This window comes from Actinomadura sp. 21ATH (assembly GCF_041951345.1).
Classification (GTDB): domain Bacteria; phylum Actinomycetota; class Actinomycetes; order Streptosporangiales; family Streptosporangiaceae; genus Spirillospora.
In genome coordinates, this window is sequence record NZ_JBGNUR010000004.1 from 375,276 (window position 1) to 396,517 (window position 21,242).

The window sequence follows — 21,242 nt, forward strand, 5'->3', positions numbered from 1 at the left end:
CGGCGTCTGAGCGACAGAGAGCATCGAGGACGGGAGCGCGATGGGAGACGAGTTCTGGACCCCCGCCCTGGGGGCGGTCGCGGCCCACTTCCTGGCCGGCCTGCTACTGCTGGCCGTCCTCGGGGCCGTCCGGCGGCGGGTCCGGCGGGGGAGCCCGCCGCAGCGCGAGCCGCACCCGTACGAGATCGCGTACATGCACGGCGGCGGCCGGCACGCCATCGCCGCCTCGCTGACGGCCATGCGGCTGGACGGCGCCGTCGACGTCCATGCCGACGGCCGGCTCGTCGCGGTGCCGCGCGCGGCCGGCGGGCCGCGCGCCGCGGAGATGCCGCTGGACGCCGCGGTCTACGGCGCGCTCGGCTCCGGCCGGGCGGGCACCCTGGCCGAGCTGACCGCCGAGCCGGGCGTGCGGGCGGCGGTGGGCCAGCTGCGCGACGGGCTGGCGGCGCTGGGGCTGGTGGTCGCGCCCGCCGGGCGGACCCGGCTGCGGGCGCTCCAGTGGACGGTCCGCGGCTGGGGCGTGCTCGGCTTCGTGGTCTTCGTCATCGCGGACGTCTACAGCGACTTCCCCCAGGTCCTGCTGGTGTTCGCGACACTGCTCGGGCTGTACCTCGCGTCCGAGGCGCTCGGCCCGGGCAAGGAGCCGACCGGCGAGGGCGAGCGGGCGCTGGAGGCGGTGCGGGCCGCCCACACCCATCTGGACCCCGCGTACTCGCCCTCCTACACCGGGCTGCCGCCCGCCGCCGTCCTGACGGGCGTGGCCCTGTTCGGAACGGCGGCGCTGATGGCCGTCGACCCGCTGTTCGCCCACACCGCCGGGCTGGGCCGCTACCTGGCGCTGACCGGCGTCCCGACCGCCTCCGGCGGCCACGGCGGCTCGTCCTGCTCCTCCACGGCGGCGGTGTGCTCGTCCGGCTCGTGCGGCGGGGGATCGAGCTGCGGAGGCGGCGGCTCGGGCGGCGGTGGCGGCTGCGGCGGGGGCGGCGGTGGAGGCGGCGGTTGCGGTGGCGGTGGAGGCGGTGGCGGCTGATGGGCCTTCCCGAGGTGGGCGTCGGGATCGGCTGGCGGCCGGAGATCGCCGGCTTCGTCGCCGCGCTGCCCGGGCTGCGCTTCACCGAGGTGATCGCCGAGTCCGTGCATCCGGCGCATCCCGCGCCCGCCCTGCTGGAACTGCGCGAGCGCGGCGCCGCGATCGTCCCGCACGGGGTGAAGCTGTCGCTCGGCGGCGCCGAGCCGGTGGCCGCCGGCCGGGTCGCGCACCTGGCCGCCTGCGCCGAGGCGCTGGGCGCGCCGCTGGTCAGCGAGCACGTCGCGTTCGTCCGGGCGGGCGGGATCGAGGCCGGGCACCTGCTGCCCGTGCCGCGCACCCGGGCCGCCCTGGACGCGCTCACCGCCAACATCCGCCGCACCCAGGACGGGCTGCCCGTGCCGCTGGCCGTCGAGCCCATCGCCGCCCTCTTCGACTGGCCGGACGCCGAGTACGAGGAGGGCGACTTCCTGACCGAGCTGGCGGAACGCACCGGTGCCTTCCTCCTCCTCGACGTCGCCAACGTCCACGCCAACGCCCGCAACCGCGGCGCGGACCCCGCCGCCCTGCTCGACCGGCTGCCGCTCGAACGCGTCGCCTACTGCCACGTCGCCGGCGGCGCCGAGGCGGGCGGCCGGTACCACGACACCCACACCGCGCCCGTGCCGCGCGAGGTCCTGGAGCTGATCGGGGAGCTGTGCGCGCGGCACCGCCCGCCCGCGTTCCTGCTGGAGCGCGACGGCCGCTACCCGCCCGCCGCCGAGCTGCGGGCCGAGCTGGACGCCATCGCCGCGGCCGCCGGGCTGGCCCCCGTCACATGACCGCCCCCCACGACCCGCCGAAGGCCGCCGCCTCGCACGATCCGCCGGAGGGGGCCGGTCCGTACGATCCCGGGCTGGCGGCGGCGCAGGAGGCGCTCGTCCGGGCCATGGCGGCGGGCGGGCCGATGCCGGCCGGCTTCGACGCCGGGGCGGTCCGGGCCGCCGCGGACGGCATCCTCCTCAAGCGCGCGGGCGAGGTGGCGCGCGCCTGGCCCGCGCTGGCCGCGTCGTTCGGGACGTCCTGGCGGGGCGCGTTCACCGCGTGGGCGCGGGAGCGGCCGGTGCGCGGGTCGTTCCGGGACGGATGGGACTTCGCGCGGGCGCACCGGGACGGTCTGGACCCCGCGGCGGCGCGGGAACTGGCCCTGGCGGAGGTGCGGTGGTCCTATGACGGGACGGCCCCGCCGCGCCGCCGGCGGGCCGCCGTGCGGCGCGTTCCGGGCGGGTTCGCCCTCCAGGTCCTCGGCCGTGTCGGGGAAGTTGCCACGGCGGGCGCGCGACGGGCTATGGTCTAGACCAATAGGGCGCGCGCGGCCGGAGGGCGAATGCCCTGTGTGACCGCGCGCGCACCGCTAGTCTTGGCCGTGAGATCGAGGGAGGAGCCCGGTGTCTGCTGAGGGAGAGGGCATGCGCGTCGGAGTGCTGACCGGGGGCGGCGACTGCCCCGGCCTGAACGCCGTCATCCGCGCCGTGGTGCGCAAGGGCGTGCAGGTCTTCGGCTACGAGTTCGTCGGCTTCCGGGCGGGCTGGCGCGGCCCGCTGGAGGGCGACACCATGGCCCTCGACGTGGAGGCGGTGCGCGGCATCCTGCCGCGCGGCGGCACCATCCTCGGCTCGTCCCGGACCAACCCGATCAAGGTCGACGGCGGGATCGAGCGGATCAAGGACAACCTGGCCGGGCTCGGCGTGGACGCGCTGATCGCCATCGGCGGCGAGGACACCCTCGGGGTGGCCCGCGAGCTGTACGCCAACGGCGTCAACGTGGTCGGCGTCCCCAAGACCATCGACAACGACCTCAACGCCACCGACTACACCTTCGGGTTCGACACCGCCGTCGGCGTGGCGATGGAGGCCATCGACCGGCTGCACACCACCGCCGAGAGCCACCACCGCGCCCTGATCTGCGAGGTCATGGGCCGGCACGCGGGCTGGATCGCCCTGCACGCCGGGATGGCCGCGGGCGCCAACGTGATCCTCATCCCCGAGCAGCCGTTCGACATCGACAAGGTCGTCGCCTACGTCGAGAGCCGCTTCAAGACCCGGTACGCGCCGATCATCGTGGTGTCCGAGGGCGCCCACCCGATCGACGGGCAGATGGAGCTGCAGACCGGCGAGAAGGACGCGTTCGGCCACGTCCGGCTGGGCGGCATCGGCCAGCGGCTCGCCGACGAGATCGAGCGGCGCACCGGCAAGGAGGCCCGGGCCACCGTGCTCGGCCACATCCAGCGCGGCGGCACGCCCACCGCGTTCGACCGGGTGCTGGCCACCCGGTTCGGCCTCCAGGCGATCGACGCCGTCCGCGACGGCGACTACGGCAAGATGGTCGCGCTGCGCGGCACCGACATCGTCCGCGTCGGGCTCGACGAGGCGACCAAGGAGCTCAAGACCGTCCCGGTCGAGCGCTACGCCGAGGCCGAGGTCTTCTTCGGCTGACCGCCGGGCCTCCTTCCTGGGGGAACGGCGGCCTGCGCCGGGGAACAGCTTTCCCGGTCGCGGCGTTGCGGTCTGTGGGTCACACTAGAGACCCGCCCCCGTACGTGTTCCCCCAGGAGGATCCCGCATGACCACCCTCGACGCCGCGCCCGCCCCCGTCACCGAGCGGGCGCCGGCGCAGGCACCCGTCGACGGCGAGCCGTGCGTGCTGCTCAAGCTGGGCGAGGTCGTCCTCAAGGGCAAGAACCGGGAGCAGTTCGAGCGGCGGCTGGCCGACAACGTCCGGCTCGCCGTCCGCCCGATCGCCCGGGTGGACGTGATCCGCCGGCACGGCGTGATGATCGTCCGCACCAAGGACGCCACCGTCGAGAAGATCGACGCCCTGGCCGCGCGGATCGGCGACGTCATGGGCATCGTCTGGGCGCACCGCGCGTGGCGGGTCGGCAAGGACGTGGAGAGCGTCGAGCGCGCCGCCCTGGAGCTGATGGCCGGCCGCGAGGGCACGTTCGCCGTCCGCTCCCGCCGCCGCGACAAGCGCTTCCCGCTCACCTCCACCGAGCTCGACCGCCGGATCGGCGCGAGCATCGCCGTCAAGTACGGCCTCGGCGTCAAGCTGAAGAACCCCGACCACACGCTCTCGATCGAGATCGACCGGGACGAGGCGTTCGTCTACTCCGGCGGGCTCCCCGGACAGGGCGGCCTCCCGGTCGGGATGAGCGGCCGCGGCCTGGTGCTGATGTCGGGCGGCATCGACTCGCCCGTCGCCGCGTACCGGATGATGCGCCGCGGCCTGCGGGTCGACTACCTGCACTTCTCCGGGATGCCGTTCACCGGCCCGGAGTCGATCTACAAGGCGTACGCGCTGGTCCGCGAGCTGGACAAGTTCCAGGGCGGGTCGCGGCTGTTCGTGGTGCCGTTCGGCAAGGCCCAGCAGCAGATCAAGTCGTCGGGCGCCGACCGGCTCGCGGTCATCGCGCAGCGCCGGCTGATGCTGCGCACCGGCGAGCTGGTCGCCCGCCGGCTGCGCGGCGGCACGCTGATCACCGGCGACGCGCTCGGCCAGGTCAGCAGCCAGACGCTCACCAACATCACCGCGCTGGACGACGCGGTCGAGCTGCCGATCATGCGGCCGCTGATCGGCATGGACAAGACCGAGATCATGGACCAGGCGCGCCGGATCCGGACGCTCTCGATCTCCGAGCTGCCCGACGAGGACTGCTGCTCGATGCTGGCCCCGCGCCGCGCCGAGACCCGCGCGAAGATCGACGACCTGAAGAGGATCGAGAAGCGGCTGGACGTGGAGGAGCTCGCCGAGCAGCTGGCCGAGTCCGTCCAGGAGCACCGCCCGGTCTACGGCGACGGCTGACCCGGCCGGCCTTCGCGGGCGGGCTCAGCGCGGGTCGGCGTCGCCCGGGCGGGGCGGCTCGGGCCCGTCCGGGCCCAGCAGCGTGAGGCGTTCCAGCCGGACGATGCGGAAGCGCCGGCCCGCCACCCCGATCCCGTTGCGGCGGCCCGCGCCGGACATCAGCGCGGCGGCCTCGGCGTAGTCGGCCAGCTCCGCCTCGCCCGGCCGCTCGATCGCCGGGACGACGTGCCGGAAGTAGGTCGCCAGCGCGTCCCGCGCCTGCTGGGGCGTGTCGTGCAGCCGGCCGACCGGCCGCCAGTGCCCGTGGGAACGTTCCGCCACCGTGAACGCGGGGGCCAGCTGCACCGGCGTCAGGAACGACTCCGACGGCTCGGTGCCGGCCCGCGCGGCGGCGTCCAGCAGCTGGCACAGCAGCTCGGCGGTGGCCAGGTCGGGGGTGCTCTGCCCGTCGTCCAGCAGGTCGTACGGCCGGTGGCGGGGGAGCCGGCGGTCGGCGGGATGCGGGTCGAAGTCGGTGGGCCGGGGCGGCTCGGGGCCGTCCGGGCCGGTCCGGACGAGCTGCTCGATCCTGATGACGCGGAAGTGCCGGCCGTCCACCGCCAGCTCGTCGACCGGCTCCAGCCGCAGCCGCCGTACGGCGCGCGGAAGCGGGCCGTCCCCGGCGCCGGGCGCGCGGCCGTCCTCCAGATGGTCGGCCAGCAGCTCGCGGGCGCCCTGGGGCAGCGGATCGCAGGGGCAGACGACCTGCCAGCCGCCCGGCACCCGCTCGGCCGCGGTGAACAGCGCGCCGACCGCGACCAGCTCGGGGTAGGCCGCGATGGATCGGCAGGCGTCGGCGAGCATCACGGCCGCGACCGGATCGACGCCGTCCAGGTCCTCGGGGAAAAGCCGCCCGCCGGCGTCCCCGTCGCCCGTTGTCATGCCGGACATCATCCTCGCCATGGCCCGTGCTGCCCAGTGGTTCAGACCAATTTTCCGTTCCCGTTATCCGCGCCCGGCGGCCGCGCGGGCCGCCGGGCGCGGACGCTCAGCGGCGCGCCGGAACGATCAGCACCAGCAGGCTCAGCGCCAGCAGCGCCAGCCCGCCCAGCGCCACCCCGCCGAGCCGCTCGCCCAGCACGGCCGTGCCGAGCACCGCCGCGACGGCGGGCTCGGCCAGCGTCAGCGTGGTCGCCGCGGTCGCGGGCGTGGTCTTCAGCCCGCGCGCGAACAGCGCGTACGCGCCCGCCGTCGCGAGCACGCCCAGGTGGAGGGCCACCAGCGCGCCGGTGCCGCCGAACGCCCAGCCCGGGCCGGTGGCCAGCAGGGCCGGCAGGATCAGCACCGCGGAGATCCCGAACAGCGCGCCGGCGACGGCCCGGTCGTCCTCGCCGCGCGCGATCAGCATCCCGGCGATCGTGGCGTACACGGCGTACGAGAACCCCGACAGCAGCGCCAGCGCGATGCCGAGCGGGTCCGCGCCGGCGTCCGACCCGCCGAGCACCAGCGCGGCGCAGCCCGCCACGGCGCCCGCCGTGGCCAGTGCCCAGCGGCCGCTGAACGCCGACTGCCGGGTGACCAGCCCGATCAGCCCGGCGAACGCGGGCGCGCCGCCGATGGTGACCACGGTGCCGACCGCGACCCCGGTCCGGGCGGCCGCGACGAAGAACAGCGTCTGGTACGCGATGAGCGCCACCGCGCCCAGGCAGAGCCACCACCGGTGGCCGCCGACGGCCAGCAGCCGGCGCAGCCCGGCACCGCGCGCCGTCCACGCGGCGAGCGCGAGCAGCAGCAGGCCGCCCATGACGATGCGGACCGCCGCGATCGAGACGCTGGACGCCTCGGGCACGAACGTGCGGACGGTGCCGGTCGTCCCCCACAGGGACGCGGCCACCAGGATGTGCAGGCCCCCGCCGCCGGCCGGCGACCGGCGCGGTCCGCGGGAGGCGTGGGCGGGGGAGTGGGAACCGGAGTGGGAGGTGGAGTGGGAGGCGGCGGAAGTACCGGCGCCGGGCGTCGCGGCGCGGGCGTACCGGCCTGAAGATGCGGACACGAGGAGAACGCTCCTGGACTCGAATCGGACGAAGGAATCCGGATTCGGGGCGCAGGGAAAAGAGGTCCGGGCGCGTGCGCGCGCCGGGACCGCGAGAACTCAGGGAATGATCGCCGCGCCCCTCAGGCGCGGGGCGGCCCGCAGTTCGGCGTCCAGTAGTCCATGGCGCCGAGGCTACCAGCCGTCCCGCGCGGCCGGGCGGGCCGGCCGCGCGGAACCGCGGCGAGGAGAGGCGAGGTGATCAGGCGGGGACGGCGGCGTCGTCCGGGGTCACCAGCGACCGGCCGACGATGGGCGGCAGGTCGCGCACCAGCCGGGCCAGCTCGCGCAGGTCGCCGTCCACGAGCGCCTGCGGCCCGTCGCACAGCGCGGTCTCCGGGTGCGGGTGCACGTCGATGATCACGCCGTCCGCGCCGACCGCGATCGCGGCCCGCGACAGCGGCAGCACCAGGTCGCGGCTGCCGCCCGAGTGCGACGGGTCCACGATCACCGGCAGGTGGGAGAGGCGCTGCGCCACCGGTACCGCGGAGATGTCCAGGGTGTTGCGGGTGGCCTTCTCGAACGTGCGGATGCCGCGCTCGCACAGCACGATGTCGAGGTTGCCGCGCTGGGCGATGTACTCGGCCGCCATCAGCCACTCCTCGATCGTGCCGCTCATGCCCCGCTTGAGCAGCACCGGCTTGCCCGCCTCGCCGGCGGCCTGGAGCAGCGCGAAGTTCTGCGCGTTCCGGGTGCCGATCTGGAGCATGTCGGCGTACGAGGCGACCAGCTCCACGTCCTGCGCGTCCACGACCTCGGTGACGATCGGCATGCCGGTCTCCGCGCGCACGTCCGCCAGGATCCGCAGCCCGGCCTCGCCGAGCCCCTGGAACGCGTACGGGGAGCTGCGCGGCTTGAACGCGCCGCCGCGCAGCAGCGTGGCGCCCGCGGCCTGCGCCATCTGCGCCGCCTGGAGGGTCTGCTCCGGCGTCTCCACCGCGCACGGGCCGGCGATCAGCGTCATCGTGCCGGGGCCGATCGGCACCCCGCCGACCCGCACCACCGAGCGCTCGGCGTGGTTCTCCCGGCTGACCAGCTTGTACGGCGCCGAGATCCGGATGACGTCGCTGACCCCGCCCATGCCGCGCAGGTTGAGCGAGCCGAACTGCTGGACGTCCCCGACCAGGCCGACGATGGTGCGTTCCACCCCGCGGCTGACGAAGGCGTCGCCGCCCGCCGTCTCGACCAGTGAGACGACGGCCTTGATATCGGCTTCGGTGGCCTCCGGAGCCATGACGACGACCATGGTTGCTGCCTCTCCTCGTGGCGCGGCACCTCCTCGCGAGGTCCGCGGAAATCACCCTTGAACGCGAAAAGCCCCGGGCCTGCGGCCCGGGGCTTCGTCATTCGAGGTCTGTCAGCGCAACGCCTGGCAGACCAGCCTCCCGGGCCGGTCGAACCAAAAGAGATACACCACGTTGCGCATGGCCCACAGCGTAGCCCATGGGCCCCGCCGGTCCGCCTGGACGGGGGGCGAATATGGCTCAGCTCACTACGGATGGCAGTATTGCCCGCGTCATGTCCCCACCCGATGAAGAAGAGCGGGCCCTCCCGCCCGGGCAGTACGTCCCCCGCGGCTGGCCGGTGCTGCACTACGGCCCCGTCCCCAAGTTCCGTCCCAAGGACTGGGACTTCCGGGTGTTCGGCGCGACCGCGTCGGGCGGCCAGTACGGCTGGTCCTGGGACGAGTTCGAGGCGCTGCCCCGCACCAAGGCCGTCGCCGACTTCCACTGCGTCACCAAGTTCACGATCCCGGACAACCTCTGGGAGGGCGTGTCCACGGCCGCGATCCTGGAGGCGGCGCCGCCGGAGCCGGCCGCCACGCACGTGATGGTGTGGGCCGAGTACGGCTACAGCGCCAACATCAGGATGAGCGACTTCCTGGCCGACGGGACGATGTTCGCCACCCACCGCGACGGCGAGCGCCTGTCGCCCGACCACGGCTTCCCGATCCGGCTCGTCGTCCCGCACCTGTACGCGTGGAAGAGCGTCAAGTGGGTGCGCGGCATCGAGTACATGGTCAAGGACCGCCGGGGCTTCTGGGAGGAGCGCGGCTACCACAACGTCGCCGACCCCTGGCGGGAGCAGCGCTACTCGTACCAGGAGGACGCGGACGAGTCGCCGCCGCTGTAGAAACACAGACTCACCTAGCGAAACCGATTGCGGACGTACGGTAATCGCGGCAAGGTCATCTCATGTTGCGCGTACTGGCCGTCGATGACGAAGTGCCCGCTCTGGAGGAGCTCGTCCGGCTCCTCCGGGCCGATCCGCGGATCTCCCACGTCGGCTGCGCCGCCGATTCCGCCGCCGCGCTCCGCGATGTCAGCCGGGTCCTGGTGGCGGGCGAGCGCCTCGACGCCGTCTTCCTCGACATCCGCATGCCGGGCCTGGACGGGCTCGACTTCACCCGGCTGCTGACCGGCTTCGCGGCGCCCCCGCACGTGGTGTTCGTGACCGCGCACGACGACTGCGCCGTCACCGCCTACGATCTCGGCGCGCTCGACTACCTCCTCAAGCCCGTCCGGCCGGAACGGCTCGCCGAGGCCGTCCGGCGGCTGGACGAGGTGGTGCGCCGCAACGCCGCGGCGGAGGACGGCGCCGAGCGTCCCGACCAGGACGAGATGGTGCCGGTCGAGCTGGCCGGCCGCACCCGGCTGGTGTCCCGCCGCGCGGTGACCCACGTCGAGGCCCACGGCGACTACGTGCGGCTGCACACGCAGGAGGGCAGCTTCCTGGTGCGGATGCCGCTGGCCGCCCTGGCCCGGCGCTGGCAGCCGGCCGGCTTCATCCGCATCCACCGCAGCACGCTCGTCGCGTCCGCCCACATCAGCGAGCTGCGCTTCGACGGCGGCCGCGCGGCCGTCCAGGTGGGCGGCGAGCTGCTCCCGGTGAGCCGGCGCCACACCCGGGAGGTCCGCGATCTGCTGGTCCGCCGGTTCCGGCACGCCGCGCCGCCGCCCGAAACCCCGAACTGATCCCCGTGCCGTCCCGCCCGGGTTCCGGCCGCCGCAGCAGTATTGCGGGCCGGCGGCTCTGCGCGCCGTACGTCTTGCCGTCCGTGCCGGGCCGGACGCGGGTTCGTCCTGCGGGCCGGGAGGCGCTGTGCGGCGCGCTGAGGGGCTTCCGGTGCTCACCCTCCGTGGCGGCGGGGGGCCGGGAGGCGGCGGGGGAGGCGTTGACATGGGCCCGGTGATTTTTCGACACCGCTCGTCCGGGCGGGTGGACCGTTCCCGATGCCGCTCGTCGCGCGGAATCGACCGCTCGTCCGGCCACTACGCTACGTACACCGATCGCTACTGACCGTTTATCGCGTGCGGCGGGTCACGGGTCCCGATCGGTATTGCGGAGGCTTAGTGTTCTCAGTGGCACCGCGCATCGGAAAGTGCAGGCGCACGGTGCAACATCACAACACCGCATCAAAGCTTCCGGAGGGCGCGAACCTCCGGTGATGGACACAACTGGAGATCCGGCGTGACGTTGCGTCGAACGCCGGATCAGAGCCGCCAGATCCCGTACCGGGGGGGTGGGATCAGGCGGCGGCAGGTCCGGGCGCCGCTGGACAGTCGGGGGGTTGTTCAGCGGCGTCCGGGCCCTTTTTCTTCCGTGCCCGTCAGCCGTCGCGCAGCCGCTTGAGCGTCGCCACGTCCTTGCCGTGCGGCTCGGCGCCGCGCCCCGGCGTCTCGATGATGAACGGCACGCCCGCCACCGCCGGGTGGCGGAAGAGCTCCGCGAACGGCGCCTCGCCGATCCGCCCGGCCCCGATGTTCTCGTGCCGGTCCTTGAACGAGCCGCAGTCGTCCTTGGAGTCGTTGGCGTGCACGAGCTTGAGCCGGCCCGCCCCCACCGTGGCGACGAGGGCGTCCATGGTCTCCTTCACCCCGCCGGGGGCGGCCAGGTCGTGCCCGGCCGCGAACGCGTGGCAGGTGTCGAAGCAGACGCCGAGCTTGGGATGCCGCTCCAGCCGCTCGAAGAACGGCCCCAGCTGCTCCACCCGGGCGCACAGCATCTTGCCCTGGCCCGCCATCGGCTCCAGCAGCAGGTCGGGCCCGTCCTCGGGGATCTCCTCCAGCAGCGGCAGCACGTGCTCGCGTACCTGGTCCATCGCCTCCTCGTACGACCAGCTCACCGCCGAGCCGGTGTGGACGACGACGCCGCGCGCCCCGATGGCGTGCCCCCGGCGCAGCGAGTGCCGCACGGTGGCGACGGACTTCTCCAGCGTCTCGGCGCTGGGCGAGCCGAAGTTGACCAGGTAGGGCGCGTGCACGAACACGGAGACCGCGTCCTGCTCGCGCATCTCGGCGTCCTCGGCGGGCTTGCCCTCCGGCAGCGCCCACCCGCGCGGGTTGGACACGAACACCTGGACGGTCTCGGCCCCGATCTCGGCGGCGTACTTCAGCCCGCCCGTGGCCAGCCCTCCGGCCACCGGAACATGCCCCCCGACGGGGTTATTCAGAGAAGTCATAACCGGACCAGCCTAGTCGCGCCCCCCGACAGCCCCGGCCAAGCCGCGCGAGCGCCGGAGGGCCAAAAGAGGGTCGAGGGGACGAAGTCCCCAGCAGGGGGTGCGGGGGACGGAGTCCCCTGCCCCGGGGTGGGTGCCCGCGGCGAGGAACGAGCGGAGGGCGGCCGCCCCGGGCCGGGTGGTGTGGAGGGTCGCCCCTCCACGAAGAGTCAGCCCCAGACGGTGATCTCCGAGCCTCTCGGGGCCGTGCCCGACACCGGGTTCTGGCCCAGGACGCGGCCGCCGACCCGGCTGCCGATCTTCATCTTGAAGCCGGAGGAGCGGAGGGCGCGGCGGGCGTCGTCGAAGGACTGGCCGATGACCCGGGGGACGGGGATCTGCTCGCCGTCGCCGCGGTCGCCCTCGTCGCAGAAGAAGTTGCCGAACAGGCAGTCGCGCTCGTTGACGACGAGGGTGACGTCGTCGCCGCGGGAGACGCCGGTGCCGGGTTCGGGGTCCTGGCCGATGACGGTGCCGGGGCGCCTGCTCTCCTCGCGGCGCTTCTCGACCTTGACGTCGAGGCCCATGGAGCGCAGCTGGTTCTGGGCCTCGTCGCCGTTGCGGCCGAGGAGCGACGGCATCGACATGCCGCTGCTGACGACGATCTTCACGGGGTCGTCGGGGGACTGCGTCTCGCCGGCCTGCGGGTCGGTGCGCATGACCTTGTCCTTGGCGACCGTCTGGGACGGCGAGGTGCTGACCTGGCCGGCCCGGAAGCCCTTCTCCTGGAGGATCCGCCTGGCCTCGTCCACCGGCTTGCCGGTGACGTCGGGGACCTCCTTGGGCGTCAGGCCCTTGGACGGGGTCAGGGTGACCGTTCCGCCCTCGGTGATCCGGGCTCCGGGGCCGGGGTCGGACGCGGCGACGCCGCCCTTGCGGACGCGGTCGCTGTAGGCGGGTTCGGCGACCTGGACGTCGAGGCCGCCGGCCTCCAACTGGTCGCGCACCTCGGCCACCGGCTTGCCGATGATCTGCTCGGGGACGTGGTCGTACTGGCCGGAGGTCTGGTACCAGATGGCCCAGCCGAGGACGATCGCCGCGACCGCCCCGATGGCGATGAGCGTGTAGCGGCCGGTGAGGGCGCGCACGGTGCGCTCGCCGGCGGACGGGCGGGGCGGCGGGCCGGCGTCGCGGGGGAGGGTGAGGACGTCCTCGTACACCCGGGTGCCGCTGTGGGCGGCGGGTTCCATGACGGCGGTGCGGCCCGGCGCGGGCGCGGCGGCCTGGAGGCGCTCGTCGATGTCGCGCGGCAGGCCGGCGTGGACCTCGGCGACCTCGCCGAGGAAGGCGTTGGCGTCCTGGGGGCGGTACGCGGGGTCCTTGGCGGTCGCCCGCTCGACCAGGGCGTCCACCGGGTGGGGGAGGCCGGGGGCGAGCGTGGACGGCGGCGGCACCCGGTCGTTGACGTGCTTGTAGGCGACGGCCAGGGGGGTGTCGCCCTGGTGCGGCAGCTCGCCGGTGAGCAGCTCGAACAGCAGGATGCCGGCGGCGTAGACGTCCGAGCGGACGTCGGCGCTGCCCGACAGCACCTGCTCGGGGGCGAGGTAGCCGACGGTGCCGATGATCATGCCGGTCTTGGTCATGCCGCTGGCGGTCTCGGCGCGGGCCAGCCCGAAGTCGGCGACCTTGACCTGGCCGTCCTGGTCGATCAGGACGTTCTCGGGCTTGACGTCGCGGTGGACGAGGCCGGCCCGGTGGGCGGCGCCCAGCGCGGCCAGCACCGGCTGCATGATCTCCAGTGCGGCGCGCGGGCCCAGCCGGCCGCGCTCGGCCAGCAGGTCGCGCAGGGTGCGCCCGCGCACGTACTCCATCACGAGGAAGACGTGCTCGCCGTCGGTGCGCTGGTCGTAGACCGCGACGACGTTGGGGTTGGAGAGCGCCGCGGCGGCCTTGGCCTCGCCGATGAAGCGGCGGACGAAGTCCTCGTCGGAGGCGAGCCCGGCGTGCATCACCTTGATCGCCACGGTGCGGTCGAGCCGGATGTCGCGGGCCACGTAGACCGTCGCCATCCCGCCGCGGGCGATCCGGGACTCGATGCGGTAGCGCCCGTCGAGCACCTGCCCGACGAGTGGATCAGCGACCGTAGTGTCCATCAGAGCGAGTGTAAAGGCCTTCCCGGACGGAACCCATCAGCCCGGAGGATGACCTCTCCGGGTGATCTTCGGCGGCGGGGCCGGGCCTTGCTCAGGCCGCCGGACCCTATGGTACGGGTTCTTTCCCGGCCTGTACGGGTTCCGCCCCAGAAGTCGGGACGGCCGCGACCGGGGCCGGGGCGGCCGGGACGGGGGCGCGGCCCCGGCGGCGCGAGACGGCGACACCGGCCAGGCAGAGCAGGCCGCCGGCGAGAGTGAGGGTGCCGGGGACCTCGTCCAGCAGGACCCACGACATCCCGACCACCAGGGCGGGCGCGGCGTAGGTCGTGGCGCCCATCTTCCCGGCCGAGGTGCGGGCCAGCGCGTACGCCCAGGTGGTGAACGCGATCGAGGTCGGGAAGACGCCCAGGTAGATCATGTTCAGCGTGGAGCCGAACGAGGCGTCGGCGGCCTGGGAGACCAGCTGCCCGGCGAACGGCAGGCAGGTCAGCGCGCCGATCGCGCATCCCCAGGTGGTGACCTGGAGCGCCGAGCCGTGCCGGAGGGCGGGCTTCTGGCTGAGCACGCCCGCCGCGTACGTCACGGCCGCGACCAGGCACAGCAGGACGCCCAGCAGCGGCGACCGGCCCTCGCCGGACATGGAGAGGCCGACCACGACCGCGCCCGCGAACGACACCGCCATCCCGGCCAGCAGCGCGGGCGGGAAGCCCTCCTTGAGCAGCCAGCCGCCGAACAGGGCGATCAGCAGCGGGCCGATGTTGACCACCATCGCGGCGGTGCCGGCGTCGACCAGCTGCTCGCCCCAGTTGAGGGCGACCATGTACGCGCCGAACCACAGCACGCCGGAGGCGGCGATGCCGGGCCACGCGCCGCGCGGCGGCAGGCCCTCGCGGCGGATCAGGCAGAACGCGGCGAGCGTGACCGTGCCGGCCAGCAGCCGGCCGAGGGCGAGGGCGCCGGGCCCGTAGTCCTCGCCCGCGCTGCGGATGGCCACGAACGCCGACGCCCACAGGACGACCGTGACGGTCGCGGCGGCCACGGCGAGCCGCTGGGCCCGCCGCCCTGGTCCGGCCGGCACGGCCTCTTCTTGCTGGATCATGCGCTGAACCTTAGGTACGGATCGTTTCGACGGACACCGAACGATCGCCCGTGGTTGCGCTTCAGGTCCAGTTAAATCTGCTACAACCGTGGCTGTAGCGTTGCTTAACGCTCGCGGTTCAGGTGCTGAGGCCCTCCCAGGGCGAGGACGCCTGCGCGTACTTGCGCCGCGGGATGCGCCCGGCCAGCCGCGCCAGCCGCCCGGCCTCGACGGCGTGCCGCATCGCGGCGGCCATCCGGGCCGGCGACTGGGCCCGCGTCACGGCGGTCGCCAGCAGCACCGCGTCGCAGCCCAGCTCCATCGCCAGCGCGGCGTCGCTGGCCGTGCCGAGGCCGGCGTCCAGGATGACCGGGACGCCCGCCCGCTCGACGATCAGCTCGATGTTGTGCGGGTTGCGGATGCCGAGGCCGGAGCCGATGGGGGAGCCCAGCGGCATGACGGCCGCGCAGCCGATCTGCTCCAGGCGGCGGGCCAGCACCGGGTCGTCGTTGGTGTACGGGAGCACGGTGAACCCGTCGTCCACGAGCTGCTCGGCGGCCTCGACCAGCTCGATCGGGTCCGGGAGCAGGGTGTGCTCGTCGGCGATGACCTCCAGCTTCACCCAGTCCGTGCCGAGCGCCTCGCGGGCCAGCTTGGCGGTGAGCACGGCCTCGCCCGCGGTGAAGCAGCCGGCGGTGTTGGGCAGCACGCGGATGCCGCACTCGCGCAGGACGTCCAGCACCGAGCCGCGCGCCGACGGGTCGACCCGCCGCATCGCGACCGTGGTGAGGGCGGTGCCGGACGCGGTCAGGGCCTCGCGCAGCACGCTCATGCTGGGCGCCCCGCCGGTCCCCATGATCAGCCGGGAGCCGACCTCCTCGCCCGCGATGACCAGCGGGCCGTCCGCCGCGCCGCCCGAGGTGCCGCCGGGAACGCCGGTGCCGTCGGTGCCGTTCATGTTCAACCTCCCTGCACGGCGGTCAGCACCTCGAGCCGATCCGCCTCCTTCAGCGTCGTCGCCTCCCACTGCGAGCGCCGGACGACCTCGTCGTTCAGCGCGGCCGCCAGCCCGGCCTCGGCCGGGCCGGACCGCCCGGTGTAGCCGGCCACCGCGGCCGCCACGCTGGTGCCGGCGGGCAGCTCGCGCGGCTCGCCGTTGATGATGATCTTCATGCCGTCTCCGTCAGGCGGTCGGGGGTGAAGGGGCGGCCGACGTCCGGCACGGTGCCGTCCAGCAGCACCTCGGCCAGGATGTCGCCGCTCACGGGGGTGAGCAGGATGCCGTTGCGGAAGTGGCCCGTCCCGAGGACGAGGCCGGGCAGCGCGGTGGGGCCCATCACGGGGGCGTTGTCGGGCGAGCCGGGCCGCAGCCCCGCCGTCACCTCGGCGAACTCCAGCTCGGTGATGCCGGGCAGCAGCTCGCGGGCGTCGCGCAGCAGCTCCCACAGCCCGCCGGCGGTGACGCGGGTGTCGAAGCCCATCTCCTCCTGGGTGGCGCCGAGGACGATCTCGCCGTCGGCGCGCGGCACGAGGTAGACCGACGAGCCCTTCACCAGCCCGCGGGTGGCGCGCCGCAGGAACGGCACGCGGGTGCGGAGCCGGATCACCTGGCCCTTGACGGGGCGGACCGGTGGAACGGTCCCGGGCGGCAGCCCCTCCAGGTCGCCCGACCAGGGGCCGGCGGCCAGCAGCACCCTGTCCGCGCGGACCTCGGACCCGTCGTCGAGCCGGACGCCCGCGGCGGCGTCGTGCTCCACCAGCAGCGCGGCGGCCTTCCGGCGGACGAGCCGCACGCCGTGCTTCTCCGCGGCGGCCAGCAGCGCCGGGGCCAGCCGCCGGGGGTCGATCGAGCCGTCCTCGGGGGCGAGCAGGCCGCCGCGGACGCCGGGCGCCAGCATCGGCTCCAGCCTGCGGCACTCGCGCCCGTTCAGGGCCTCGGCGGGGATGCCGAGCGACTCCTGGAAGCGCCGCAGGTCGTCCAGGTGCCTGAGGTCGTCGGCGTCGAACGCGACCTCGATGATGCCGTCGGTGCGGTAACCGGTGCCGAGCCCGGTGAGCTCCTCCAGCTCGGCGACGAACGCGCCGTACCGGTCGCGGGAGGCGAGCCCGAGGCGCAGCAGCGGCTCCTCGCCGTAGGTCAGCTCGCTGACGGGGGTCAGCATGCCCGCCGCGACGGCGGAGGCCCCGCTCGCGGGGGCCGGGTCGATCAGGGTGACGGCGGCGCCGCGGGCGGCGGTGCGCCACGCGGCGGCCAGCCCGACGACGCCCGCGCCGATGATGGCGATGTCCAATCCTCGCTCCCTTCGCCGGCATGATCCGGATCAGGTTCCAGCGGTCGGCGGCCCGGTCAGCCGCCCTCTCAGCCCGGTCGGACCGGGCTCCCGCGCTCCTTGCACCCCCACCATACGTCCGCCCGCGACCGGGATGATATTGGTCACCCGTCTGGACACCTGTCTGGTCTGCGTCCGGGCCCGCCGACTAGGGTTGACGGCCATGGAGAGCGTGATCGTGGTGGGCGGCGGGCTGGGCGGCGTGCGCGCCGTCGAGGCCCTGCGCGGCAAGGGGTACGAGGGCGAGCTGACCCTGCTGTCGGCCGAGCGGCACCGGCCGTACGACCGGCCGCCGCTGTCGAAGGCCGTGCTGGCGGGGGAGAGCGACGACACGACGGTCGACGCCGACTGGGACGCCCTGCGCGCGCGGCTGCTGCTCGGCGAGCGCGCCACCGGCCTGCGGCTCGCTCCCGGCGGCGGCGGGACGGTCGCCACCGCGGCCGGCGACCTGCCGTTCGACGGCCTCGTCATCGCCACCGGCGCCACCCCGGTCACGCTGCCCGGCGACGGCCCGCAGCACGTCGTCCGGACCATCGACGACGCCCGCGCGCTGCGCGGCCGGCTCACCGCGGGCGCCCGGGTGGTGATCGTCGGAGCCGGCTGGATCGGCGCCGAGGTCGCCACCACGGCCGCGAAGAAGGGCTGCGCGGTGACGGTCGTCGAGGCCGCCGACACCCCGCTCGCCAACGCGGTCGGCCCCGAGGTCGGCGCCCTGACCGTCCCCTGGTACGCCGAGGCGGGCGTCGAGCTGCGCACCGGCGTCAAGGTCGCCGCGGTCGAGCCCGGCGGCCTGCTGCTGGCGGGCGGCGAGCGGATCGACGCCGACGAGGTCGTGGTGGGCATCGGCGTCCGGCCGGATCTCGGCTGGCTGGACGGCTCCGGCGTCCTGGTCGACCGCGGGGTCGTGACCGACGCCTCGTTCCGCGTCTCCACCGGCGGCGAGGACGGCCCGTACCGGCGGGACGTGGTCGCGGTCGGCGACTGCGCCGCCTGGTGGTCCGCCCGGTTCGGGCGGCGGCTGCTCGTCGAGCACTGGGACACCGCGCTGAACGCCCCCGCCGTCGCCGCCGCGACGCTCCTCGGCGAGGACGGGGCGTACGACGCCGTCCCGTACTTCTGGTCCGAGCAGTTCGGGCGGATGGTGCAGTACGTCGGCCACCACCCCGTCGCCGAGCGCATGGTGCGCCGGGGCGACCCGGCGGGCGCCAAGTGGGCCGTCTGCTGGCTCACCGGCGACCGGCTGGAGGCGATCCTCACGGTCGGCGCCCCCCGCGACATGGTCCAGGCCAAGCGGCTCATCGCCAACCGCACCCCCGTCGACGCCGCCGCGCTCGCCGACCCCTCGGTGCCGGTACGGGACGCCGCCCGGCCGTGAGGGTTTGAGCGTCGTGGGGGCGTGGTAGCAAGGGGGCGTGACGCAACTGCACGCAACCGTAGAAAGCGCTCTCGACCCCCACACCGACGCCCTCGCCGGGGAGTGGCTCTCCCTCCCGGAGGCGACCGCGCGGCTCGGTATCAAGCCCGGCCGGATCAAGCAGCTCCTCAACGAGCGCAAGCTGCTGTCGGTCCGCCGCGAGGGGAAGCCGATGGTGCCCGCCGCCTTCATCCAGGACGGGCAGGTCATCAAGGGCCTCTCCGGCACGCTCACGCTGCTGTCGGACGCGGGTTTCGACGACGTCGAGACCCTGCGGTGGCTGTTCACCGCCGACGACACGCTGCCGGGGACGCCCGTCCAGGCGCTCAGCGAGAACCGGGGGACGGAGGTCCGCCGGCGCGCCCAGGCACTGGCGTTCTGAGCCTTTCCCGGCCGGGGCCACCCCGGTAAGGCCCGGCCGGACGCACGTGACAGGATTGCGGGGCCGCCCGCGGCGGCCGCCCGCCGCGCGCGGTCCCGCGATCGGCACGCCAGGAAGGAACCCGCCCCCACCGTGTCCAGGCACCTGCTCTCCGACCGGGCCGTGGCCCTGCGCGCCCGGCTCGACCGGGCCCGTCTCTACCTCTGCACGGACGCGCGCGAGCGGCAGGGCGACCTTCCCGAGTTCCTCGACGCCGCCCTCGCCGGCGGCGTCGACATCGTCCAGCTCCGCCAGAAGGGCCTCGAGGCCCGGCAGGAGATGGAGTACCTGCGGGTGTTCCGCGCCGCCTGCGAGCGGCACGGCGCCCTCCTCGCCGTCAACGACCGCGCCGACATCGCGCACGCCGTCCACGCCGACGTCCTGCACCTCGGCCAGGACGACCTGCCGGTCGCCGCGGCCCGCGCGATCGTCGGCGAGGACATCCTGATCGGCCGCTCGACGCACGCCGACGAGCAGGCCGCGGCCGCCGCGGCCGAGCCCGGCGTCGACTACTTCTGCGCCGGCCCGGTCTGGCCCACCCCGACCAAGCCCGGCCGCGCGGCGCCCGGCGTCAAGCTGCTGCGGTACGTGGCGGCCCAGCGCGAGAGCCGCCCCTGGTTCGCGATCGGCGGCATCGACGAGGGCAACCTGGACGAGGTCCTGGACGCCGGCGCGCACCGCATCGTGGTGGTCCGGGCGATCACCGAGGCGGCCGACCCGCGCGCCGCCGCCCGGTCACTCTCCCGACGCCTCCGCGACGCCTCCTGACGCACCGATCACCGGCCCGGATGGCCGACAATGGGGGCATGAGCCAGGGACCCGACGACGAGCGCCCGGTGGATCTGTCGGACGACGACATGGAGATCCTGCCGGACCAGACCTCCGACGACACCGACACCGGCTGGGGCGAGTGGCGCGGCGGCGGTGACGACGACGACCGGCTGATCGAGGACCGGCCGCCGCACTGGTGAGCCCCGCGGGGCCTGGGCGGCCTTGGCGGCCCCGGAGTTCTCGGAGTTCTCGGAGGTCTCGGAAGCCTCAGAAGAGGACGCCGACCACGAACCCGGCGGCCATCACGATGCCGAGCGCGACCATCATCCGCCACCGGTAGCGCGGGATCCGCCTCGGCCGCGCCTTCGGCGCCGGCGCCTGGTCGTCGCGCAGCGCCCGCACCAGCTGCCGCGCGGTGGGACGGGCCGCCGGGTTCTTGTCCAGGCTGCGGGCGGCCAGCTCGCGCAGCGTCCCCTCCAGGTCGCCCAGGTCGGGCGGCCGGGAGGTGATCCGGCGCAGCACGGCCGCGCCGGTGCCGGTCCCGAACGGCGGCCGCCCGGTCGCCGCGTACACCATGGTCGCGCCCCAGGCGAAGACGTCGGCGGGCGGCCCGACGGGCTCGTCCTCGATCTGCTCGGGCGCCAGGTAGCCGGTCGCCGGCGGCGCCGTCCCGCGCCGCCCGATCACCGGCGCGATGTCGAGCGACCGCGGCACCCCCGAGCCGACGACCTTGGCGCCGTCCCGCCCCAGCAGCACGTGCCCCGGCGTGAAACCGCGGTGGACGACCCCGGCCTTGTGCGTGGCGGCCAGCGACGCGGCCGTCCGCAGGGCGACCTTGCGCAGCGGCCCCTCGGCCAGCGGCCCGTCCGCCTCGACGGCGGCGCGCAGCGTCGGGCCCTCGACGTACTCGCTGACGACGTACGGCCGCTCGCCGGCGAGGTCGGCGTCCAGCACCCGCGCGGTGTGCCGCCCGGTGACCGTCATCGCCGCCTCGGCCTCCCGCGCGAGCCGGTCGAGCCCGCCCCGGCCGCCAGGGCCGCCGCGCAGCATCCGCACGACGACCCGCTCGCCGTCCTCGTCGTCGTGCCCCAGGAAAAGCACGCTGCGATCGCCCGCGCCCAGCCGCTCGACCAGCCGGTACGGCCCGAGCCTGGCCGGGTCGCCGGGAGCCAGCGGCCCCCTCCCGGACGAGGCGCCGCGCACGCCGTCGGGCCCCGCGGCCCCGGATCGCGATCGGCCCGCGCCGTCCCGGCCGGTCCCGGCGAGGGGCCCGTCCTCCCGCGCGTCCGCGGCGTCCCCGCCCTGCCGTCCACCGGCCGGGGCGTCCTGCGGCGTGGCGTGCTCGCCCGCCGGCGGGCCGCCGGCCCGCGACCGCCGCCGCCGCGCGGGCCGGCCGGTGCCGCCGGCCTCGGCCGGGACGGGGCCGTCCTGCGGCGCGTCGCGGTCATCGCGCGCGCCGCCGCGGCCGGCCCTGCCGGCCGTGGACGGGACGTCCTGCTCCGTGGTGCGCTCGCCGGGGCGCGTGCCCCGCCCGCGGGCGGGGCGGTCGGCGTCGGCCGCGGTGCGGGCGGGGGCTCCGGCGGGCACCGGTACGGCGCGCGCGGAGCGGGAGGGCGTCCTCCCGCGGGAGGGATCGTGCGGCACTGGGGGCTCCGGCTCGGCGGGGGCGGACGAAGATGGCCTCTATTTGTATCGC

The 21,242-nt window shown here is 75.0% G+C and carries 21 protein-coding genes and 1 riboswitch; of the genes, 11 read left to right on the top strand and 10 right to left on the bottom strand.

Translation table 11 applies throughout. From position 1 onward, the window contains the following. Positions 1 to 40: 40 nt before the first annotated feature. The 5 genes from ACA361_RS16445 to thiI all read left to right on the top strand — a co-directional run bounded on the left by ACA361_RS16445 (position 41) and on the right by thiI (position 4,867). Positions 41 to 1,030 (top strand): TIGR04222 domain-containing membrane protein, encoded by a 990-nt coding sequence (locus ACA361_RS16445; RefSeq protein WP_375012835.1) that lies wholly within the window; start codon positions 41 to 43, stop codon positions 1,028 to 1,030. After that, complete coding sequence (locus tag ACA361_RS16450; RefSeq protein ID WP_375012836.1) at positions 1,030 to 1,848, top strand: DUF692 domain-containing protein; 819 nt, start codon at positions 1,030 to 1,032, stop codon at positions 1,846 to 1,848. Before ACA361_RS16445 ends, ACA361_RS16450 begins: the two co-directional genes overlap by 1 nt. Then, positions 1,845 to 2,363 (top strand): hypothetical protein, encoded by a 519-nt coding sequence (locus tag ACA361_RS16455; RefSeq protein WP_375012837.1) that lies wholly within the window; start codon positions 1,845 to 1,847, stop codon positions 2,361 to 2,363. The genes ACA361_RS16450 and ACA361_RS16455 overlap by 4 nt, the downstream gene beginning before the upstream one ends. A gap of 112 nt (positions 2,364 to 2,475) precedes the next feature. Continuing rightward, positions 2,476 to 3,501 (top strand): 6-phosphofructokinase, encoded by a 1,026-nt coding sequence (locus ACA361_RS16460; RefSeq protein ID WP_375012838.1) that lies wholly within the window; start codon positions 2,476 to 2,478, stop codon positions 3,499 to 3,501. Positions 3,502 to 3,628: 127 nt separating this feature from the next. Next, positions 3,629 to 4,867 carry a tRNA uracil 4-sulfurtransferase ThiI gene (gene thiI, locus ACA361_RS16465; protein ID WP_375012839.1) on the top strand — a complete coding sequence of 413 codons (1,239 nt, stop codon included), beginning with the start codon at positions 3,629 to 3,631 and terminating at the stop codon, positions 4,865 to 4,867. A 24-nt stretch (positions 4,868 to 4,891) separates the two neighbouring features. Here thiI and ACA361_RS16470 read toward each other — a convergent pair whose 3' ends face one another. The 3 genes from ACA361_RS16470 to aroF form a co-directional block, all read right to left on the bottom strand. After that, positions 4,892 to 5,788, bottom strand: a complete 897-nt coding sequence (locus tag ACA361_RS16470; protein ID WP_375012840.1) for a DUF5954 family protein — start codon at positions 5,786 to 5,788, stop codon at positions 4,892 to 4,894. A 106-nt stretch (positions 5,789 to 5,894) separates the two neighbouring features. After that, positions 5,895 to 6,899, bottom strand: coding sequence for a DMT family transporter (locus ACA361_RS16475; protein ID WP_375012841.1), 1,005 nt, complete (start codon positions 6,897 to 6,899; stop codon positions 5,895 to 5,897). A 241-nt stretch (positions 6,900 to 7,140) separates the two neighbouring features. Beyond that, entirely contained in the window at positions 7,141 to 8,184 is a 1,044-nt protein-coding gene (gene aroF / locus ACA361_RS16480; protein WP_375012842.1) for a 3-deoxy-7-phosphoheptulonate synthase, read from the bottom strand. A gap of 272 nt (positions 8,185 to 8,456) precedes the next feature. Here aroF and ACA361_RS16485 point away from each other — a divergent pair, with 272 nt between their 5' ends. Both ACA361_RS16485 and ACA361_RS16490 read left to right on the top strand, forming a co-directional pair. Then, positions 8,457 to 9,071, top strand: a complete 615-nt coding sequence (locus ACA361_RS16485) for a sulfite oxidase-like oxidoreductase (RefSeq protein WP_375012843.1) — start codon at positions 8,457 to 8,459, stop codon at positions 9,069 to 9,071. A 62-nt stretch (positions 9,072 to 9,133) separates the two neighbouring features. Further along, positions 9,134 to 9,913: a LytR/AlgR family response regulator transcription factor gene (locus ACA361_RS16490; RefSeq protein ID WP_375012844.1), complete on the top strand. Its 780-nt coding sequence runs from the start codon at positions 9,134 to 9,136 to the stop codon at positions 9,911 to 9,913. 635 nt (positions 9,914 to 10,548) lie between these two features. Here the strand turns inward: ACA361_RS16490 and ACA361_RS16495 are convergent. The 6 genes from ACA361_RS16495 to thiO form a co-directional block, all read right to left on the bottom strand. Beyond that, a complete protein-coding gene (locus tag ACA361_RS16495; protein WP_375012845.1) occupies positions 10,549 to 11,400 on the bottom strand; it encodes a deoxyribonuclease IV in 852 nt (283 codons plus the stop codon). A 209-nt stretch (positions 11,401 to 11,609) separates the two neighbouring features. Further along, complete coding sequence (pknB, locus tag ACA361_RS16500; RefSeq protein WP_375012846.1) at positions 11,610 to 13,532, bottom strand: Stk1 family PASTA domain-containing Ser/Thr kinase; 1,923 nt, start codon at positions 13,530 to 13,532, stop codon at positions 11,610 to 11,612. A 106-nt stretch (positions 13,533 to 13,638) separates the two neighbouring features. Further along, complete coding sequence (locus ACA361_RS16505) at positions 13,639 to 14,631, bottom strand: DMT family transporter (protein ID WP_375012847.1); 993 nt, start codon at positions 14,629 to 14,631, stop codon at positions 13,639 to 13,641. Between the two features lie 118 nt (positions 14,632 to 14,749). After that, positions 14,750 to 15,568 (bottom strand): thiazole synthase, encoded by an 819-nt coding sequence (locus tag ACA361_RS16510; protein WP_375012848.1) that lies wholly within the window; start codon positions 15,566 to 15,568, stop codon positions 14,750 to 14,752. A gap of 2 nt (positions 15,569 to 15,570) precedes the next feature. Continuing rightward, positions 15,571 to 15,783 carry a sulfur carrier protein ThiS gene (gene thiS / locus ACA361_RS16515; protein WP_375012849.1) on the bottom strand — a complete coding sequence of 71 codons (213 nt, stop codon included), beginning with the start codon at positions 15,781 to 15,783 and terminating at the stop codon, positions 15,571 to 15,573. Next, on the bottom strand, positions 15,780 to 16,901 hold the full coding sequence (gene thiO, locus ACA361_RS16520) for a glycine oxidase ThiO (RefSeq protein ID WP_375012850.1): 1,122 nt from the start codon (positions 16,899 to 16,901) through the stop codon (positions 15,780 to 15,782). Before thiO ends, thiS begins: the two co-directional genes overlap by 4 nt. Next, a riboswitch (TPP riboswitch) is annotated at positions 16,892 to 17,005 on the bottom strand. (Overlaps the previous gene by 10 nt.) Positions 17,006 to 17,103: 98 nt before the next feature. Between thiO and ACA361_RS16525 the strand changes: the two genes are divergently transcribed. The 4 genes from ACA361_RS16525 (at position 17,104) to ACA361_RS16540 (ending at position 19,746) form a co-directional block, all read left to right on the top strand. Next, on the top strand, positions 17,104 to 18,315 hold the full coding sequence (locus ACA361_RS16525; protein ID WP_375012851.1) for an NAD(P)/FAD-dependent oxidoreductase: 1,212 nt from the start codon (positions 17,104 to 17,106) through the stop codon (positions 18,313 to 18,315). Positions 18,316 to 18,352: 37 nt separating this feature from the next. Next, complete coding sequence (locus ACA361_RS16530; RefSeq protein ID WP_375012852.1) at positions 18,353 to 18,736, top strand: Rv2175c family DNA-binding protein; 384 nt, start codon at positions 18,353 to 18,355, stop codon at positions 18,734 to 18,736. Between the two features lie 132 nt (positions 18,737 to 18,868). Further along, on the top strand, positions 18,869 to 19,543 hold the full coding sequence (gene thiE, locus ACA361_RS16535) for a thiamine phosphate synthase (RefSeq protein WP_375012853.1): 675 nt from the start codon (positions 18,869 to 18,871) through the stop codon (positions 19,541 to 19,543). 38 nt (positions 19,544 to 19,581) lie between these two features. Further along, positions 19,582 to 19,746 (top strand): hypothetical protein, encoded by a 165-nt coding sequence (locus ACA361_RS16540; RefSeq protein WP_375012854.1) that lies wholly within the window; start codon positions 19,582 to 19,584, stop codon positions 19,744 to 19,746. A 67-nt stretch (positions 19,747 to 19,813) separates the two neighbouring features. Here ACA361_RS16540 and ACA361_RS16545 read toward each other — a convergent pair whose 3' ends face one another. Next, positions 19,814 to 21,190 (bottom strand): protein kinase, encoded by a 1,377-nt coding sequence (locus ACA361_RS16545; protein WP_375012855.1) that lies wholly within the window; start codon positions 21,188 to 21,190, stop codon positions 19,814 to 19,816. Between the last annotated feature and the right edge of the window lie 52 nt (positions 21,191 to 21,242).

What these genes read in the sequence shown, in the direction of transcription:
- ACA361_RS16445 (WP_375012835.1), top strand. Translation starts at nt 41, where the DNA reads ATGGGAGACGAGTTCTGGACCCCCGCCCTGGGGGCGGTCGCGGCCCAC.
- ACA361_RS16450 (WP_375012836.1), top strand. Translation starts at nt 1,030, where the DNA reads ATGGGCCTTCCCGAGGTGGGCGTCGGGATCGGCTGGCGGCCGGAGATC.
- ACA361_RS16455 (WP_375012837.1), top strand. Translation starts at nt 1,845, where the DNA reads ATGACCGCCCCCCACGACCCGCCGAAGGCCGCCGCCTCGCACGATCCG.
- ACA361_RS16460 (WP_375012838.1), top strand. Translation starts at nt 2,476, where the DNA reads ATGCGCGTCGGAGTGCTGACCGGGGGCGGCGACTGCCCCGGCCTGAAC.
- thiI (WP_375012839.1), top strand. Translation starts at nt 3,629, where the DNA reads ATGACCACCCTCGACGCCGCGCCCGCCCCCGTCACCGAGCGGGCGCCG.
- ACA361_RS16470 (WP_375012840.1), bottom strand. Translation starts at nt 5,788, where the DNA reads ATGACAACGGGCGACGGGGACGCCGGCGGGCGGCTTTTCCCCGAGGAC.
- aroF (WP_375012842.1), bottom strand. Translation starts at nt 8,184, where the DNA reads ATGGTCGTCGTCATGGCTCCGGAGGCCACCGAAGCCGATATCAAGGCC.
- ACA361_RS16485 (WP_375012843.1), top strand. Translation starts at nt 8,457, where the DNA reads ATGTCCCCACCCGATGAAGAAGAGCGGGCCCTCCCGCCCGGGCAGTAC.
- ACA361_RS16490 (WP_375012844.1), top strand. Translation starts at nt 9,134, where the DNA reads ATGTTGCGCGTACTGGCCGTCGATGACGAAGTGCCCGCTCTGGAGGAG.
- ACA361_RS16495 (WP_375012845.1), bottom strand. Translation starts at nt 11,400, where the DNA reads ATGACTTCTCTGAATAACCCCGTCGGGGGGCATGTTCCGGTGGCCGGA.
- pknB (WP_375012846.1), bottom strand. Translation starts at nt 13,532, where the DNA reads ATGGACACTACGGTCGCTGATCCACTCGTCGGGCAGGTGCTCGACGGG.
- ACA361_RS16505 (WP_375012847.1), bottom strand. Translation starts at nt 14,631, where the DNA reads ATGATCCAGCAAGAAGAGGCCGTGCCGGCCGGACCAGGGCGGCGGGCC.
- ACA361_RS16510 (WP_375012848.1), bottom strand. Translation starts at nt 15,568, where the DNA reads ATGAACGGCACCGACGGCACCGGCGTTCCCGGCGGCACCTCGGGCGGC.
- thiS (WP_375012849.1), bottom strand. Translation starts at nt 15,783, where the DNA reads ATGAAGATCATCATCAACGGCGAGCCGCGCGAGCTGCCCGCCGGCACC.
- ACA361_RS16525 (WP_375012851.1), top strand. Translation starts at nt 17,104, where the DNA reads ATGGAGAGCGTGATCGTGGTGGGCGGCGGGCTGGGCGGCGTGCGCGCC.
- ACA361_RS16540 (WP_375012854.1), top strand. Translation starts at nt 19,582, where the DNA reads ATGAGCCAGGGACCCGACGACGAGCGCCCGGTGGATCTGTCGGACGAC.